Origin of the sequence: Vineibacter terrae, from assembly GCF_008039615.1 — a bacterium.
GTDB lineage: Bacteria > Pseudomonadota > Alphaproteobacteria > Reyranellales > Reyranellaceae > Vineibacter > Vineibacter terrae.
The window spans coordinates 110,781-126,802 of sequence record NZ_VDUZ01000019.1 but is presented as its reverse complement, the minus strand read 5'-3'; the positions used below and the strand labels follow the sequence as shown (position 1 = coordinate 126,802).

Below are 16,022 nucleotides of genomic sequence, written 5' to 3'. Positions count from 1 at the left end.
TAGGACGACGCTTTTCTACCGATGGGACCTTGCACTAGAGTGCCCGCGATCGTCGACTGGAGGTGGATCATGGCCGGCAGCTTCATGCGCATCGTCGTTGGCGCCGTCATGTTGCTGACGCCGGCCGCCTGCGCCAACAGCCAGCTCGAGCCCAAGGTCGACAACCCGCTCACCCGCAGCATCTACTGGTTCCGTTATGTCGGCGGCACCGACATCAAGGCGAGCTGCGCCGCGGGTGGTCCAAACCACATCCGCCTCGTGTACAACGCGATCTGGAACCAGCAGGTGCGGGCCTATGATCTGGCGCCGCAGGGGGCAGGCGGTGCCACCCTGACGTCGCGCGTGCTGACGGATCTCGGCGACTTGTCGTCGGTCGAGGTGCGTGACTGGGGCGGGTTCCTGGACCCGTGGCGCGGCAAGCGGGCCGAAAGCCAGCTGTCGGCTGCTGAATTCGGCCGTCTGACCGCGCTCATCGAGCAGAGCGGCGGCTTCGGGCCACCCCCGGCGGGCCTGGAGCTGCCTTCGAACGACTACTGGTGGACCGTGGCGTCGTGCCGCAATGGCCGCTGGGGCTTTGCCGCTTATCACTACCCGACCGACAAGTTTGCCCGCGTGCGTTTTGCCGAGGCGCTGTTTGCCGCCGACAAGACCGGCGTGGCGGTCGCGCAGCCCAGGGACCTGGCGCCGGCGATCTTCCGCGGCGATCGCTGGCGCCAATGGCAGCTGGCCGTCGGGCGTGACGGGCTGCGTGATTATTAGGCTGGCGCCCGATGTGCCGGCGCGGCGGCGCAGGCGGCCAGGCGGGTGCGCAGGGACAGGCAGTGAACAAGTCGTGAGATTGCGACCGGTCCGGAACCGGTTGGGTCGCGCGTCGTATCGCGGTATGATGGCGGTGCCGATGTCGGCACCTTTCCGTCGTCGGCCGCAATACCTATGTTCCGGGGATGTGGTGGATCGATCGTGGCATCGGACGATGTGATGTTGGGCAGACGCCGTAGACGCGCAGGGCCGGATCATGCTTGGCTGACGGGCTTCGTGATGACCGGCGAGCCGCCGCGACGGGATGGTGACGGTGACGGCGGGGATCCGGGCGATCCCGGCCGGCCGGGCACCGGCACGGTCACGCTGACCAAGCCCAAGACCAAGAAACCGTCGATGTACAAGGTGTTGATGCTCAACGACGACTACACGCCCATGGAGTTCGTCGTGCATGTGCTGGAGCGGTTCTTCAGCAAGAGCCGGGAAGAGGCGACGCGCATCATGCTGCATGTCCACCAGAAAGGCGTGGGGATCTGCGGCGTCTACACCTACGAGGTCGCAGAGACCAAGGTGACACAGGTCATGGACCTGGCCCGCAAGCACCAGCACCCGCTGCAGTGCACGCTGGAAAAGGAGTAGGTTGAGGCGCTGCGGCGCCGGGAGTTGCGAGAATGCTGTCGAAGAATCTGGAACAGAGCTTGCACCGCGCGTTGCGCCTGGCGAACGAACGTCGGCACGAATACGCGACACTCGAACACCTGCTGTTGTCCCTGCTGGACGATGCCGATGCGACCGCCGTGCTGAAGGCCTGCGGTGTCGATCTCGAGCGCCTGCGCCGCGATCTTGGCCGCTACGTCGACAACGAGCTGGCCGGCCTGGTCACCGACAGCGTCGGCGATCCGCAGCCGACGGCCGGCTTCCAGCGCGTGGTGCAGCGCGCCGCCATTCATGTGCAGTCCTCGGGTCGCGAGGAGGTGACCGGTGCCAATGTGCTGGTCGCGATCTTCTCCGAACGCGAGAGCCATGCGGTCTACTTCCTGCAGCAGCAGGGCATGTCGCGGCTTGATGCGGTGAACTTCATCAGCCACGGCATCGCCAAGACGCCCGGGCGCGGCGAGAGCCGTCGCGTGCGCGGCGCCGATGAAGACTCTCCTGGCGCGGAGAAGGTCGTGAAGGACGGCGGCGAGGCGTTGCAGGCCTATTGCGTGGACCTCAACCAGAAGGCCCGCGACGGCAAGATCGACCCGCTCATCGGGCGTGAGCTGGAGCTGGAGCGCACGATGCAGATCCTCTGCCGGCGCACCAAGAACAATCCGCTCTATGTCGGTGACCCGGGCGTCGGCAAGACGGCGATCGCCGAAGGCCTGGCGCGACGCATCGTCGAGGGCAGCGTGCCGGACGTGCTGAAGTCCTGCACCATCTACGCGCTCGACATGGGCGCGCTGCTGGCCGGCACGCGCTATCGCGGCGACTTCGAGGAGCGGCTGAAGGCCGTGCTCAACGAGCTCAAGGCGCGCGAAGGCTCGATCCTGTTCATCGACGAGATCCATACCGTGATCGGCGCCGGCGCCACGTCCGGCGGCGCCATGGATGCCTCCAACCTGCTGAAGCCCAGCCTGCAGAGCGGCGAACTGCGCTGCGTCGGCTCGACCACGTACAAGGAATACCGCAACCACTTCGAGAAGGACCGCGCCCTGGTGCGGCGCTTCCAGAAGATCGACGTGCCGGAGCCGACCCAGAGCGACGCCATCAAGATCATGGAAGGCCTCAAGCCGGTCTACGAGGAGCACCACAAGGTCAGCTACACCGACGAGGCGGTGAAGGCGTCGGTCGAGCTGTCGTCGCGCTACATCAACGACCGCAAGCTGCCGGACAAGGCGATCGACGTCATCGACGAGGTCGGCGCGGCGCAGATGCTGAAGACCGAGGACCAGCGCAAGAAGATCATCGATGTCGTCGATATCGAGGAGATCGTCGCCAAGATCGCGCGTATCCCACCCAAGAGCGTGTCCAAGGACGACACCGAGATGCTCCATCACCTGGAGCGCAACCTCAAGACCGTGGTCTATGGCCAGGACCGTGCCGTGGAGCAGCTGGTGGCGGCCATCAAGCTGGCCCGCGCCGGCCTGCGCGCGCCGGAGAAGCCGATCGGCAGCTACCTGCTGGCCGGCCCGACCGGCGTCGGCAAGACCGAGGTGACGCGCCAGCTCGCCAAGCTGCTGGGCCTGGAGCTGGTCCGCTTCGACATGTCGGAGTACATGGAGCGGCACAGCGTGTCGCGCCTGATCGGCGCGCCGCCGGGCTATGTCGGCTTCGACCAGGGCGGCCTGCTGACCGACCAGGTCAACCAGCATCCGCATTGCGTCGTGCTGCTGGACGAGATCGAGAAGGCGCATCCCGACGTCTTCAACATACTGTTGCAGATCATGGACTACGGCAAGCTGACGGACCACAACGGCCGCAACGTCGACTTCCGCAATGTCATCCTGTGCATGACCACCAACGCCGGTGCCGCCGAACTCGCCCGAGCACCGGTCGGCTTCGGTCGCGAGACGCGAGCCGATGAGGACGACGACAGCATCAACCGGCTGTTCGCGCCCGAGTTCCGCAACCGGCTCGATGCCATCATCAAGTTCGCCAATCTCGGCGCCGAGATCGTCGGCATGGTGGTCGACAAGTTCATCGCCGAGCTCGAGGTGCAGCTGGCGGATCGCCGGGTGCTGTTCGAGCTGACGGACGAGGCGCGCAAGTGGCTGGCGGTGCGCGGCTACGATCGCCTGTACGGCGCGCGGCCGTTGGCGCGCATCATCCAGGAGCACGTCAAGAAGCCGCTGGCCGATGAGATCCTGTTCGGCCGGCTCAAGGATGGCGGCGTGGTGAAGATCCGGGTCGAGGACGACAAGCTGGTCTTCGACTTCCCGCCGCCGGCGGCCGAGAAGCCGCCGGCGCCGCCCGAGCCGGTGATGGTGGAGTAGGCCGGCGGCCTGATCGTGGCGAGGCAATCGAGTGGCGGCGCCGGAAGACCGACCGGCGCCGCTTCCTTTTGGTGGGAGGAGGAAGGGATGACGGACGCGCCGGCGCGCAGTGACGAGCTCGTTCTGCTCGAGACTTTCAGCGATCCGACCCAGGCACACATGGCGCGCGGCCTGCTCGACACCAACGGCATTCCGTCGGTGATGATCGACGGCGCGATGGCCGCGACCGGCCTGGTCGACGCGGTGGGCGGGGTCAAGCTGAAGGTGCGCGCGGGTGATCTCGCGTCGGCCAAGGCATTGCTGGCCGATCCGATGGCGTTCGAGGAGATGGACTGGAACGAGCAGGACTGGTGAGCAGACCTACTTCACCAGCCAGACCGGACGGCTGCCGCGGTTGACGACGTCCTGGGTCACTGATCCCATCAACATGCCGGCCGCGCCGCTATGGCCGCGCGTGCCCATGACGATCGCAGCGCAATCCAGCGCGCTGGCCTGCTCGACGATGACGGCGCCCGGCCGGCCGGCATCGACATGCGACTCGGCGGGCACCGATGCATCCGCGCACATCGCCTGCGCCGAGCTCAGCGCCTTGTTGCCGGCGTCCCGCCGATGGGCGTCGATCGTCTCCGGCGCGATCAGCTTTCCGATCGCCTCATCCAGCGGTGGCTGCACGTTGAGCAGATGCAGCCGGGTTGCAAGGCCGCGCTTCACCAGGGAGATCGCATGGGCGACGGCGCGAGCGGCATGCGCCGAGCCGTCGACCGCCACGAGAAGACCGTTGTCCGTCATCTGTCATTCCATCACAGCCGTATCACTACGGGACAACGCCCGGCAGCGCCGATTTGATCCCTGGCAGGGCAGGGCTGTCGCATGCGACCGTGCTCAAAAACCGAGACCGCCTCTCGAAGCAAAGTCCCTCGCGGCTATTTCAGATGCTCGGCAAACCAGGCCAGCGCCGCGTCGATCGACTGGGACAGCAGCCCCATATAGGGGTCGTAGTGCCGCCCCGGCAGCGATACCAGACGCTTGGGCTCGCCTGCCAGGGCAAAGGCCTCGTGCTGCCAGGCGACGGGCGTCTGCGTGTCGCGGTCAGCCACGACCATGAGCAATGGCGTCGGCGCGATGCGCTCGACGAATGCGATCGGCTCATATGTCCGCAGCAGCTCGAGGCTGCGCAGTGTCACGACATTCTGGTAGGCGCCGGTGCGATCGACCGCCTTGGCCCATTCCTCGGTTTCCGATCCCGGCAGGGCAGCCGGCGTGGTGCCCGGCGGCAGTCCTTCCGCGCGCCGGTCGCGGTCCGCGAGCAGCCGCTCCATGAAGCGGGCGCGCCGGTCGGCCGGCACCCAGCTATCGAACGTGCGCTGGCCCGACACCAGCGGGACCTGCGCCACCAGGCAGCGGACGCGCTTGTCGAGGGCGCCCACGGTCAGCACATGGCCGCCGGCGTAGCTGGTGCCCCATAGGCCGACCCGATCGCGGTCGACGAAGGGCAGGGTGCGGGCGAACGAGACTGCGGCGCGCATGTCCTCGACCTGCTGCCAGGGATCGGTCTCGTGACGTGGCCAGCCGCCGCTCTGCCCATAGTTGCGATGGTCATAGATCAGGCAGCCGTAGCCTGCGCGCGCGAAGGCTTCGGCATAGTCGGCCAGCCCCATCGCCATCACGGCGGAGAAGCCGTGGCTCATGACGATCAGCGGATGGCGCGGCGGCGCCTGCGGCGGGCGGTACAGCCAGCCTGCCAGCATGACTCCGTTGGCATTGAACACGACATCCTGGCGTTCCATGGTCGCACCTTTCTACCGCCGGGAGCGCGCCACTTCCGTGGCGCACCGGTCCGAAGGACCGGCTCGCACCTCGGCCCTGCTCATGATCCGGCGCTACGCGCCGGCGCGCCACGGCAGTGGCGCGCTGCCGGCAACGCTCAGAGATAGGCCGCCGACAGCTTGCTCACGATATCGGCCTTGACCAGCTCGTCGCTGGCGCCGTGCATCACCACCTGGCCGCCGCGCAGCACATAGCCGTGGTCGGCGACACGCAGCGCCATGACGGCCATCTGCTCGGCCAGCAGCACGGCCGTGCCGCGGGCCTTGGCGTAGGCGGTGATGAAGTCGAAGATCTGCGACACGATGATCGGCGCCAGGCCCAGCGACGGCTCGTCCAGCAGCATCAGCTCCGGCTCGCGGATGGTCACCGACGACAGGATCAGCATCTGCTGCTGGCCGCCCGACAGCATGCCGGCCTTGGTGGTCCGCCGTTCACCCAGGATCGGGAAGGCGTCATAGACCGACCTGACGGCCTGCGCGAAAGGCGTGCGGCGCGGCCCGAAGCTCCATGCCAGCAGGAGATTCTCCTCCACCGCCATGTGACGGAACAGGCGTCGTCCTTCCATGGCGAGCGAGATGCCCATGCGGGCGCGCCGATGCGCCGGGTAGGGCTTCAGGCTGGCGTTGCGGTAGAGCAGATCGCCCTCCGTCACCGGCGCGATGCCGGCGATGGCACGCAGCAGCGAGGACTTGCCGGCGCCGTTGGCGCCGAGGACGGCGGTGATCTTTCCTGGCTGCACCACCATGTCGATGCCGCGCAGCGCACGGATGCTGCCGTAGGCGACGCTGACGTTCTTCAGCTCAAGCATGGTCGTTCTGCCCGACACCGAGATAGGCCGCGATCACAGCCGGGTCCTCGCGCATGCCGCGCATGTCGCCGCGATAGATCTCGCGGCCGCTGTCCAGCACCACCACGTCGTCCACGATATCGTTGACGAAATCCATGTGGTGCTCGATCAGCAGCACGGCTTTGCCCGTGTCGCGCAGATGGCGGATCATCGTGGCGAGCCGGCCCAGCTCGGCCTCGGACAGGCCGGCGGCCGGCTCGTCGAGCAGCACGACGGTGGGCTCGGCCATGATCGCACGTCCGACCTCGACCAGCCGGCGATAGCCGTAAGGCAGGGAGTCGATGATCTGGTCCGCCACGCCGTCCAGGCCGGCCAGCGCCATGACCTGCTCGGCGCGCCGCACCATGTCGGCCTCCTCACGCAGGGTCGACGGCCAGCGCAGCGCCGCCGCCAGCATGGGGCTGCGGAAATGACGCTGGCCGCCCAGCAGGATGTTCTCGCGCACCGTGAAGCTGGGCACCAGCCGCGGATCCTGGAAGGTGCGGATCAGGCCACGCTGCGCGATCATGTGGTCGGGCTTGCCGCCGATCTCCTCGCCGTCCAGCACGACATGGCCGCGGCTGGGCTGGTAGATGCCGCTCACGACGTTGACCAGCGTGCTCTTGCCCGAGCCGTTGGGGCCGATCAGAGCCGTGATCCGGCCCGGGCGCAGCGACAACGACACGCCGTCCAGCGCCACCAGGCCGGCGAAGTTGCGGGCGAGGTCACGCACCTCGAGCAGCGCCGGCCGGTCGGCCGGTCCCGGGTTCGTCGCGGGCGCAGGCGCGGCCGGCTTGGTGTCGGCGGCGCGCGCGGCTGCCATCGCGCGCACGGCGATGAAGCGGGTCGGCTCGGTCAGCGCGCCGGCGATCCCGCGCCGCAGCACCAGGAAGATCACCATCAGGATCAGGCCGTAGACCATGAACTGGTACTCGGCGAAGACCTGCAGCCGCTCCGGCAGCCAGGTGAAGAGCGCAGCGCCCAGGATCGGTCCGACGATGGTGCCCATGCCGCCGACGATCGCCATCACCAGCACCTCGACCGAGCGCATGATGCCGAAGCTGTCGGGGCCAAGATAGCCGACCAGGTGGGCGTAGAGGGCGCCGGCCAGCCCGGCCATGGCGCCGCTGATGGCGTAGGCCCGCCGCTTCACCTGGCCGCGCGCGATACCCATGCTGCCGGCTGCGATCTCGCTGGCCTGCACGGCGAAGAACGCGCGGCCATGATACGACTGCACGAGATTGCGCATCAGCAGCAGCACGATCGCGGTGGCCACCAGCATGGCGCGGAACAGGTCGACCGCGTCGAATGTCCAGCCCAGGACCTTGAGGTTGCGCAGGGTGGGCGAGGCGATGCCGCTCAGCCCGACGACGCCGCCGGTGACCGACGACCATTCCTTGGCGATCTCGAAGCACAGCAGGCCGAAGCCGGCGGTCATCATCGCCAGGTAGAACTCCTTGACCCGACCGGCCGGGATGGCCAGCAGCCAGCCCACGGCAGCGGTCAGGGCCACGGCCAGGATCAGGGCGAGCGGCACCGAGATGCCGTGGCTCTTGGTGAGCACGCCGGCGGCGTAGGCCCCGATCGCGAAGAAGCCGGCATGGCCCAGCGAGATCTGGCCCGCGATGCCTGTGAGCAGGTTGATGCTCTGCGCCAGCAGGATGTTCAGCATCAGGAACGACAGCAGCTGGACGGTGGCACGGTCGATCATGCCGGCCCAGAACCAGAGCGCGACAACGACCGCCAGCCCCAGCAGCGGCTGGCCCAGGATCCTGGCCATGGCGTGGCGAAAGGCGTTCATACCTTGACGAACTCCTTCTCGCCGAGAAGCCCTTCGGGGCGCACGGCCAGCATGATCATGAGCAGGGCGAAGGCGATCGCCTGCTCGGCAGCGGTCGAGACGTAGCCGCCCACCAGCTTCTCCATGATGCCCAGGAAGATGCCGCCCAGCAGCGCGCCCCAGGTGTTGCCCATGCCGCCGATCACCGCGGCCACGAAGCCGAAGATCAGCAGGTTGAAGCCGAATGCGGCGTCGACCGTGCCGGTGATCTGGGCCACCAGCGCGCCGGCCACGCCGGCCAGCAGGCCGCTGGCCACGAACGAGAGCGTGACCACCAGCCGCACCGGAATGCCCATGACGGCGGCGAGGTCCTGATCGGCGGCGACCGCCTGCAGGGCGCGGCCCCAGGCGGTGCGGCGCTGGAACAGCTCGAACAGCAGCACCAGCGCCAGCGCAATCACTAGGATGATCAGGTATTGCGCCGACAGGCGCACGCCGAGCACCGACACGTAATCGCGCGGCGAGAACAGGAACGAGGGGAAAGCCAGCGCCTGCGAGCCGAAGAACTTCGAGACGAAGCCCTGCAGGAAGATGCCGACGCCCAGCGTCGTGACCACCCAGCCCATGCTGCCGGTGAGCCGCGTGATCGGCCGGATCGCGATCGCCTCGGTGGCGGCCGCGATCACGCCCGCCACCGCGACGCCGGCCAGCAGGCCGAGATAGATGTTGAAGCCGCCGTCGAACACCATGACGGCGACGACGGCGCAGAGCATCATCAGCGACCCTTGGCCGAAGTTCAGCGTGCGCGTTGCCCAGAAGGTCAGGTTGAGGCCGAGCGCGATCAGCGCATAGACCGCGCCCACGCACACGCCCGCGAAGATGAGCTGGCCGGCAAAGGTCATGAGGATGGCTCCGGATGGTGCGTGAGATTCGTCGTCCCGAGCGGAGCGAGGGACCTTTCGGTCGTGCGATCAAACCGTCATCCCGAGCGCAGCGAGGGATCTCCCTGCAATGGGGACTCCTTCCGCGGGAGATCCCTCGCTGCGCTCGGGATGACGACGGTTCAAACCACCGCAAGGTCCTTCGCTGCGCTTAGGCCGATCACCTTGTCGCAGCTATTGCTTGGTTAGCCGCAGCGCCACCTGGCCCTTCTCGCCCTTCACATACTCGAAGACGGCGATCTGCTCGGGAGTCAACAGGTTGTGCTGCGTTGGCGAGAAGTTGGCGGTGCCGTTGGACACCGCGTAGCCGGTGAGGCCGTTCAGCGCGTCGACGACCTTGGCCTTGTCGGTGGCGCCGGCGCGGCGCACGCCTTCCAGCAGCATGCTGGCGCAGTCGAAGCCGGCGCCGACGGTAAGGGCAAAGTACACCTGCGGGCTCGTGGGATCGTCGCCCCACCAGCGGTCCTTGCCGAACTTGGCGGCGTAGGCGTCCGACAGGTCCTTGGCGATGCCCTTGGGGGCCGTGCCCGGCGTGTAGGTGCCGACCATCGTGGCGCGCGTGCCGACCGCCAGCTCGCCGGCGCCCTCCTTGTAGGGCAGCGAGATGCCGCCGCCGCTCGTGATCAGCGGCACGTCGAAGCCCAGCCGCAGCATGTTGCGGCGGACCACGGCCATGTCGGCGCCCAGGCCGATGACCACCAGCACGTCGGCGCCGGCGCGCTGCACGCGGCTGATCTGGGCGGTCATGTCCTGGGCCCGCTGGTTGTAGGCCTCGACCGCGACCGGCTTGCCCTTGGTCGCCTGCTCGACCTGGGCCGACAGCAGCTGCGCGCCGGAGACGCCGTAGCCGGTGCTCTCGTGCATGATGCCGATCTTCTTGAACCGCGGCGCCACGTAGTTGCCCAGCGCCTTGGCCTCGACGTCATTCTGGATCGCGGTCGAGATCACGTTCTTGCGCGCCGGCTTGTCGAGGCCGTCGGGGTAGACGATCGACGGTGTCTGCGCCTGCGGGTTGCAGTAGGGCCGGCCGTCGACGGTCGCCATGTCGATCACCGCCAGGGTCGGGCCGCTGCCGCCGGGCCCGATGATGACGTCGATGTCGGGCGTGTCGAGGATGCGCCGCAGATTCTGCACCGCGCGGTCGGGCACGAGCTGGTCGTCCAGCGCCATTGCCAGCTCGATCTGCCGGCCGAGCACGCCGCCCTTGGCGTTCCAGCGCTCGATTGCCAGCAACGCGCCGCGGCGCACACCTTCGCCGAACTCGTTGTAGGGCCCGGTCAGCGCCCCCGTGGTGCCGATCTTCACCGTCTGGGCCAGGGCGGGCAGGGCGGTGGACATCGCCGCTGCGACCGCAGCTGCCGCAAGCGCCGTCAGGACCGGCCGTGATCTCGTTTGCGCATTCATTGCCATTTCCCTCCACATTCGAATCAGGTGTCATATCTCCGGCGCTGCCGGCAGCCAGCCGGTGCCGTCGCGCATCAGTCGCGCGGCAGGGCGTGCTTGGTGATCTTGCCGGTGGCGTTGTGCGGCAGCTCGGCCAGGAAGCGCACGGATTTCGGCACCTTGTAGCGCGCCAGGTTCGCGCCGCAGTGATCGATGACGGCGCTCTCGGTGAGATTGGTGCCGTCGCGCGGCACCACGAACGCGCGGCCGACCTCGCCCCACTTCTTGTCCGGCACGCCGATCACGGCGCATTCGGCGACTCCCGGCAGCCGGTAGATCGCATCCTCGACCTCGGCCGGATAGACGTTCTCGCCGCCGGATATGTACATGTCCTTCCAGCGGTCCACGATGTAGCAGAAGCCCTCGTCGTCGATATAGGCCGCGTCGCCGGTCTTCAGCCAGCCATCGACGATGGTTGCGCGGTTTGCTTCCGCCCGCCGCCAGTAGCCGGGCGTGACGGTCGGCCCCTTGATCAGCAGCTCGCCGACCTCGCCGTTCGGCAGGTCCCGGCCTTCGGCGTCGACGATGCGCAGCGACGTGTGCAGGACCTGCTGGCCGGACGAGCCGATCTTGTCGAGGGCGCGCTCCTTGCTGAGCAGGGTGCCGATCGAGCAGGTCTCCGTCATGCCCCAGCCCTGCTGGAACAGCAGGCCCTTGCCGGCATAGAGCTCCAGCAGCGCCAGCGGCGAGGCGGCGCCGCCGATGCCGACGCTGACGAGATGATCGAAGCGGGCCTCGGCGAATGCCGGCAGCTGGCTCATGAACAGGAAGTTGGTCGGCACGCCGAAGGTGTGGGTGACGCCGGATGACGGATCGGCCAGCAGCTTGAGGCAGGTTTCCGCCTCGAACTGCCGCATGATCATCGTGGCGCCGCCGAGATGAAAGCCGGGCAGCGCGTAGAGGCAGACGCCGCCGACATGGAACTGCGGCAGGAACACCAGCGACTTGGAACGCCGTGTCAGCTCGCCCTTCATCGTGGCGTTGATGCAGTTGAAGAGATGGCCGCGATAGGTGAGCTGCGCGCCTTTCGGGCGTCCCGTCGTGCCTGACGTGTAGAGCAGCATCCAGATGTCATCGAGCGCCCGCGGCACGGGCGTTGGCGCGGCGTCCGTGCTGGCGATGGCCTGCTCGTAATCACTGTCCTGGCCGTCGCGCTTGAGCACCAGGCGGGGGATGCCGCACAGCTCCTTCAGGCGCTGCGCCTGGTCGGCGAACTCCTCGCTGTAGAACAGGATCCGCGGCTCGGCATCCTTGACGATGAACTCGAGCTCGGGGACGGCAAGGCGCCAGTTCAACGGCAGCTGGATCGCGCCGGCGCGCTGGCAGGCGAACAGAATCTCGTAGTTGTCCGTCGAGTTGTGGCACAGCGTCGCCACGCGATCGTCGGCGATGATGCCGGCCGTGCGCTGCAGATAAGCAGCCAGGCGATCGACGCGCTGATGCATCTGGCGGTACGTGAACCGTCGGCCGCTGTGTAGATCCTCATGGGCGAGGCTGTCCGGGGCATACGACGCGTGATGTGCGATCCAATCGTACTGAACGTCCATCGTCCCCCCGTCAGCGCCGAGTGATCAGGCTCGGCCAACCGCACATCGCAGCTCTGTTGGAAATTTGATTGCATCATGAACAGCCATTCATACATTGGCAAGAACCTAATCGGCGTACGAAAACGCAGCAGCGATGGGGCAAGCGGAGGTGATCGGCGAATGAAGTTCATGTTTTTCCATCTCATGCCGTATCGCTTCCTGCCGATGGACTTCCCGCAACGGTTCCCCAGCGTCTGGGTCGATATCCCCGGCGACCTGTTCGACCCGGCCAAGGGCAACCAGCTCTACAACGAGTACATGGATCAGCTCGAGCATGCCGCCGATGTCGGCTTCGACGGCATCTGCGTCAACGAGCATCACGCCAACGGCTACGGGCTGATGCCGTCGCCGAACCTGATTGCCGCGGCGCTGTCGCGCCGCACGCGTGACGTCGCGCTGGTCGTGCTCGGCAATTCGGTGGCGCTCTACAACCCGCCGCTGCGGATCGCCGAAGAGTTCGCGATGCTCGACTGCATCAGCGGCGGCCGCCTGGTGGCTGGCTTCCCGGTCGGCACCAGCATGGACACCAACTACGCCTACGGCCAGGTGCCGACGACCTTGCGCGACAAGTACTACGAAGGCGTGAAGCTGATCCTGGAGGCCTGGCGGCGCAACGACGTGTTCTCCTTCAACGGCAGGTTCACGCAGCTGCGCTACGTGAACTGCTGGCCCAAGCCGATCCAGAAGCCGCATCCGCCGATCTGGATTCCAGGCGGCGGCTCGGTGGAGACCTGGGACTACTGCGCCGAGAACGACTTCCTCTACAGCTATCTCTCGTTCTCGGGCTACAAGCGCGGCAAGGTCTTCCTGGACGGGTTCTGGGACACGCTCGAGCGCATGGGCAAGCCGCGCAATCCCTACCAGGGCGGCTTCGTGCAGTTCGTCGCGGTCGGCGATTCTGACGACGAGGTGGCCGAGAAGTTCGGGCCGCATGCCGAGTGGTTCTTCAACAAGACGCAGCATGTCTACGGCGGCTTCGTCGAGGCGCCCGGCTACCGCACGCTGAACACGATCAAGATGGGTATGGAATCGCAGCAGAAGTCGGCGCGCATCATCGAGACCACGTGGCAGGAGATGATCGAGTCGGGCACAGTGATCGCCGGCACCCCCAAGCGCGTCACGGAGCAGCTCGAGGAGCTGGCGCGCACGCTCAATGTCGGCCATCTGGGCGTGCTGGCCCAGTTCGGCGACATGCCGCACGACAAGGCCATGGCCAACATCCAGCGCATCGGTACCGAGGTCGTGCCGAAGCTGCGCCATCTGTGGGACGATACGTGGACCGACCATTGGTGGCCCAGGCCGATGAGCGGCGCGCGCCTGCCCAAGCCGGTATCCCGCGGCCTGGGGAGCGCGGCATGAGCGAGCGTCACACCCTGCCCGGACGCGGCTGGACCGTCGAGCTTGTGCGCGTCGGCAGCGGCGCGCCCCTGGTCTGGCTGCACGGCGCATTCGGCCTGGAATGGTCGATGCCGCTGGTCGAGGCGCTGGCCCGGCACCACACCGTGATCGCGCCGCATCTGCCCGGCTACGGCGCCAGCGACGGCCTGGACGACATCGACTCGTTCTACGATCTCTCGGTCTGGCTCGACGACGTCCTGGACGTGGTCGGGATCGATCGTGTCATGCTTGCGGGCCATGACTTCGGCGGCGCCGCGGCGGCGGAATACGCCGCGCTCTTCCGGCGCCGCACGCAGCTGCTCGCCGCGCTGGCGCCGCTGGGCCTGTGGCTCGACGAGGCGCCGCTGCCGGATATCTTCGGGCTCACGCCCGGCGCGCTGACCCGGGTGCTGTTCGCCGATGCGCAGTCCGAGGCCGCCGCGGCCTTCAACAGCCAGAGCCCCGACAAGGCGGAGCGCAACGCCGCCATCCTGCGCCGACGGCAGGCCCTGATCGCCGCTGCCAAGCTGCTATGGCCGCTGCCGGACAAGGGATTGAAGAAGCGGCTGCACCGGATCGCGGCACCGACCCTGCTGGTGTGGGGGGCGCAGGACCGGATCACCGGCTCGGCCTATGCATCGACGTTCTCTGCGCTCGTCGTTGGCGCATCGACGGCGACGGTGCCCGCCGGTCACATGATGCCGCTCGAGGCGCCGGCGGAGACAGCGGACGTCGTGCGCGCTTTTGCCGCCAAGGCGTCGGCCTGACGACCGGGCCGTCATCCCGAGCGCAGCGAGGGATCTCCCGCGAATGGCGCACGGTGCGCCTTGCCGCAGGAGATCCCTCGCTGCGCTCGGGATGACAGAAGGGCCGTATGCGGTCGTCCCGGCGGCTCAGCCCGCCGCGTCGCCTTCCTTGCGGAACGGGGAGTATTCCATCAGCGCGCAGATATCGGCTTCGACGGCCGGCCGCTCCTCGTCGACGAAGCGCTTGACCGCGTCGCGAAAGCGGGCGTCGCGGATCCAGTGGGCGGAGTAGGTGGCCATCGGCAGGTAGCCGCGCTGGATCTTGTGCTCACCCTGCGCCCCGGCCTCGACACGCGCCAGCTTGTGGGCAATGGCGTAGTCGATCGCCTGGTAGTAGCAGGTCTCGAAATGCAGGAAGTTGCAGGTCTCGACGCAGCCCCAGTTGCGGCCGAACAGGGCATCGTCACCGCGCAGGTTGAGCGCGCCGGCAACCGGCCGTCTGTCCATCTCCGCGAAGATCAGCACGACACGCTCGGCCAGCGATGCGCCCAGGCAATGGAAGAACTCGCGGTTCAGGTACGGGCTGCCCCATTTGCGGTCGGCCGTATCCATGTAGAAGGCGAAGAACGCATCCCAGTGCCAGGACGTGATCTCCGCGCCGGTCAGCGGATAGAGGCGCAGGCCATTGCGCGCCACGGCGGCGCGCTCCTTGCGGATCGCCTTGCGCTTGCGTGAGTTCAGCGTCGCCAGGAACGCATCGAAGCTCTCGTAGCCGTGATTGTGCCAGTGGTATTGCCGGCCCAGCCGGCGCAGGAAGCCGTGCGCTTCCAGCCGCTGCCATTGCTGCTCGGGGCAGAAGGTCACGTGGATGGACGAGATGCGGTTGTCGTCGGCGATCTTCACCATCGCCTCGACCAGGACATCGAAGACGCCGTCGGCCAGCGGCCCCGGCCGCAGCAGGATGCGCGGGCCGGGCACGGGCGTGAACGGGGCCGACACCTGAAGCTTGGGATAGTAGCGCCCGCCGGCCCGCTCGAGCGCCTGCGCCCAGCCGTGATCGAACACGTACTCGCCCTGGGAATGACTCTTGAGGAACATCGGCACGATGCCCAGCGTCATGCCGGCTTCGTCGGTGGCGACCAGGTATTGCGGCTGCCAGCCGGTCCGCCGGCCCAGGCAGCGGCTGTCCTCCAGCGCCTTCAGGAAGCCGTGGCTGAGGAACGGGTTGCCGGCGGCTTCCGGCGCCAGCGCGCAGGCGTCCCATTCGGCAGCCGGCACCTTGGTGACGCTGTCGACGATGCGGATCTCGATGCGTGTTTCCTGTCCGTCCATGGCTTGCGTCGGCCTTGCTGGGACTGTGCCAAATCATGCCAAGGCGCAGCGTAGCAGACTACGCCATGCGACGGGCCACCCGTTGCGCGGGTCTGATGCGCGTGACGATGGAACGAGAATGTGACGGACCGGTGTCGACAACCCGGGATAGCGGCAAGTCCGAGGGTCGTCCGGAGATGTTGCCGCGGCCGGCGTTGGGATGGGGAAGGGGGGCGTCGGGGCCCCACGGTCGCCGGCTCAGGGAGATGCGCTCTACGCCAATCGACGCGCCGCGCACCGATCCGTCGTTGGAGAGGTCGCTTCCGATCCGGCGCAAAACGCCGGACCGGAAGCCGGATTGGCATCAGTTCGAGGGGCCAATCTCAAGTAGCCCAGGAAAGGCCCTACTTCTTCTTCTTCGCGGCCTTCTTCTTCGCCGGGGCCTTCTTGG

General features: G+C 67.5%; 14 protein-coding genes. 6 read left to right on the top strand and 8 right to left on the bottom strand.

The window, feature by feature from the left end; genetic code table 11:
* Positions 1 to 69: 69 nt before the first annotated feature.
* The 4 genes from FHP25_RS17825 to FHP25_RS17810 all read left to right on the top strand — a co-directional run bounded on the left by FHP25_RS17825 (position 70) and on the right by FHP25_RS17810 (position 4,088).
* Positions 70 to 759, top strand: a complete 690-nt coding sequence (locus tag FHP25_RS17825) for a hypothetical protein (protein WP_147848297.1) — start codon at positions 70 to 72, stop codon at positions 757 to 759.
* A gap of 279 nt (positions 760 to 1,038) precedes the next feature.
* Positions 1,039 to 1,398, top strand: a complete 360-nt coding sequence (gene clpS, locus FHP25_RS17820) for an ATP-dependent Clp protease adapter ClpS (RefSeq protein ID WP_231712370.1) — start codon at positions 1,039 to 1,041, stop codon at positions 1,396 to 1,398.
* A 32-nt stretch (positions 1,399 to 1,430) separates the two neighbouring features.
* Positions 1,431 to 3,734, top strand: coding sequence for an ATP-dependent Clp protease ATP-binding subunit ClpA (clpA, locus tag FHP25_RS17815; RefSeq protein WP_147848296.1), 2,304 nt, complete (start codon positions 1,431 to 1,433; stop codon positions 3,732 to 3,734).
* Positions 3,735 to 3,821: 87 nt separating this feature from the next.
* Positions 3,822 to 4,088 (top strand): putative signal transducing protein, encoded by a 267-nt coding sequence (locus FHP25_RS17810; protein WP_147848295.1) that lies wholly within the window; start codon positions 3,822 to 3,824, stop codon positions 4,086 to 4,088.
* A 6-nt stretch (positions 4,089 to 4,094) separates the two neighbouring features.
* Here FHP25_RS17810 and FHP25_RS17805 read toward each other — a convergent pair whose 3' ends face one another.
* From FHP25_RS17805 to FHP25_RS17775, 7 genes are all read right to left on the bottom strand, one after another.
* The gene (locus tag FHP25_RS17805) at positions 4,095 to 4,523 is read right to left on the bottom strand and encodes a universal stress protein (protein ID WP_147848294.1); all 429 of its coding nucleotides are present in this window, start codon (positions 4,521 to 4,523) and stop codon (positions 4,095 to 4,097) included.
* Between the two features lie 134 nt (positions 4,524 to 4,657).
* A complete protein-coding gene (locus tag FHP25_RS17800) occupies positions 4,658 to 5,521 on the bottom strand; it encodes an alpha/beta hydrolase (protein WP_147848293.1) in 864 nt (287 codons plus the stop codon).
* Between the two features lie 137 nt (positions 5,522 to 5,658).
* Positions 5,659 to 6,369 (bottom strand): ABC transporter ATP-binding protein, encoded by a 711-nt coding sequence (locus FHP25_RS17795; protein WP_147848292.1) that lies wholly within the window; start codon positions 6,367 to 6,369, stop codon positions 5,659 to 5,661.
* Entirely contained in the window at positions 6,362 to 8,188 is a 1,827-nt protein-coding gene (locus tag FHP25_RS17790) for a branched-chain amino acid ABC transporter ATP-binding protein/permease (RefSeq protein WP_147848291.1), read from the bottom strand. The genes FHP25_RS17795 and FHP25_RS17790 overlap by 8 nt, the downstream gene beginning before the upstream one ends.
* Entirely contained in the window at positions 8,185 to 9,069 is an 885-nt protein-coding gene (locus tag FHP25_RS17785; protein WP_147848290.1) for a branched-chain amino acid ABC transporter permease, read from the bottom strand. The genes FHP25_RS17790 and FHP25_RS17785 overlap by 4 nt, the downstream gene beginning before the upstream one ends.
* 213 nt (positions 9,070 to 9,282) lie before the next feature.
* Positions 9,283 to 10,512, bottom strand: a complete 1,230-nt coding sequence (locus FHP25_RS17780; RefSeq protein WP_147848289.1) for an ABC transporter substrate-binding protein — start codon at positions 10,510 to 10,512, stop codon at positions 9,283 to 9,285.
* Between the two features lie 74 nt (positions 10,513 to 10,586).
* The gene (locus FHP25_RS17775) at positions 10,587 to 12,098 is read right to left on the bottom strand and encodes an acyl-CoA synthetase (protein ID WP_147848288.1); all 1,512 of its coding nucleotides are present in this window, start codon (positions 12,096 to 12,098) and stop codon (positions 10,587 to 10,589) included.
* 159 nt (positions 12,099 to 12,257) lie between these two features.
* Between FHP25_RS17775 and FHP25_RS17770 the strand changes: the two genes are divergently transcribed.
* Together FHP25_RS17770 and FHP25_RS17765 are read left to right on the top strand one after the other, a co-directional pair.
* Entirely contained in the window at positions 12,258 to 13,496 is a 1,239-nt protein-coding gene (locus tag FHP25_RS17770) for an LLM class flavin-dependent oxidoreductase (RefSeq protein ID WP_147848287.1), read from the top strand.
* Positions 13,493 to 14,281 (top strand): alpha/beta fold hydrolase, encoded by a 789-nt coding sequence (locus tag FHP25_RS17765; protein WP_147848286.1) that lies wholly within the window; start codon positions 13,493 to 13,495, stop codon positions 14,279 to 14,281. The genes FHP25_RS17770 and FHP25_RS17765 overlap by 4 nt, the downstream gene beginning before the upstream one ends.
* Before the next feature lie 126 nt (positions 14,282 to 14,407).
* Here FHP25_RS17765 and FHP25_RS17760 read toward each other — a convergent pair whose 3' ends face one another.
* Positions 14,408 to 15,592, bottom strand: a complete 1,185-nt coding sequence (locus FHP25_RS17760) for a GNAT family N-acetyltransferase (RefSeq protein WP_147848285.1) — start codon at positions 15,590 to 15,592, stop codon at positions 14,408 to 14,410.
* Between the last annotated feature and the right edge of the window lie 430 nt (positions 15,593 to 16,022).

Bases quoted from the DNA above. Each gene is read 5' to 3' on its own strand.
- FHP25_RS17825 (WP_147848297.1), top strand. From the start codon at position 70: ATGGCCGGCAGCTTCATGCGCATCGTCGTTGGCGCCGTCATGTTGCTG.
- clpS (WP_231712370.1), top strand. From the start codon at position 1,039: ATGACCGGCGAGCCGCCGCGACGGGATGGTGACGGTGACGGCGGGGAT.
- clpA (WP_147848296.1), top strand. From the start codon at position 1,431: ATGCTGTCGAAGAATCTGGAACAGAGCTTGCACCGCGCGTTGCGCCTG.
- FHP25_RS17810 (WP_147848295.1), top strand. From the start codon at position 3,822: ATGACGGACGCGCCGGCGCGCAGTGACGAGCTCGTTCTGCTCGAGACT.
- FHP25_RS17805 (WP_147848294.1), bottom strand. From the start codon at position 4,523: ATGACGGACAACGGTCTTCTCGTGGCGGTCGACGGCTCGGCGCATGCC.
- FHP25_RS17800 (WP_147848293.1), bottom strand. From the start codon at position 5,521: ATGGAACGCCAGGATGTCGTGTTCAATGCCAACGGAGTCATGCTGGCA.
- FHP25_RS17795 (WP_147848292.1), bottom strand. From the start codon at position 6,369: ATGCTTGAGCTGAAGAACGTCAGCGTCGCCTACGGCAGCATCCGTGCG.
- FHP25_RS17790 (WP_147848291.1), bottom strand. From the start codon at position 8,188: ATGAACGCCTTTCGCCACGCCATGGCCAGGATCCTGGGCCAGCCGCTG.
- FHP25_RS17785 (WP_147848290.1), bottom strand. From the start codon at position 9,069: ATGACCTTTGCCGGCCAGCTCATCTTCGCGGGCGTGTGCGTGGGCGCG.
- FHP25_RS17780 (WP_147848289.1), bottom strand. From the start codon at position 10,512: ATGAATGCGCAAACGAGATCACGGCCGGTCCTGACGGCGCTTGCGGCA.
- FHP25_RS17775 (WP_147848288.1), bottom strand. From the start codon at position 12,098: ATGGACGTTCAGTACGATTGGATCGCACATCACGCGTCGTATGCCCCG.
- FHP25_RS17770 (WP_147848287.1), top strand. From the start codon at position 12,258: ATGAAGTTCATGTTTTTCCATCTCATGCCGTATCGCTTCCTGCCGATG.
- FHP25_RS17765 (WP_147848286.1), top strand. From the start codon at position 13,493: ATGAGCGAGCGTCACACCCTGCCCGGACGCGGCTGGACCGTCGAGCTT.
- FHP25_RS17760 (WP_147848285.1), bottom strand. From the start codon at position 15,592: ATGGACGGACAGGAAACACGCATCGAGATCCGCATCGTCGACAGCGTC.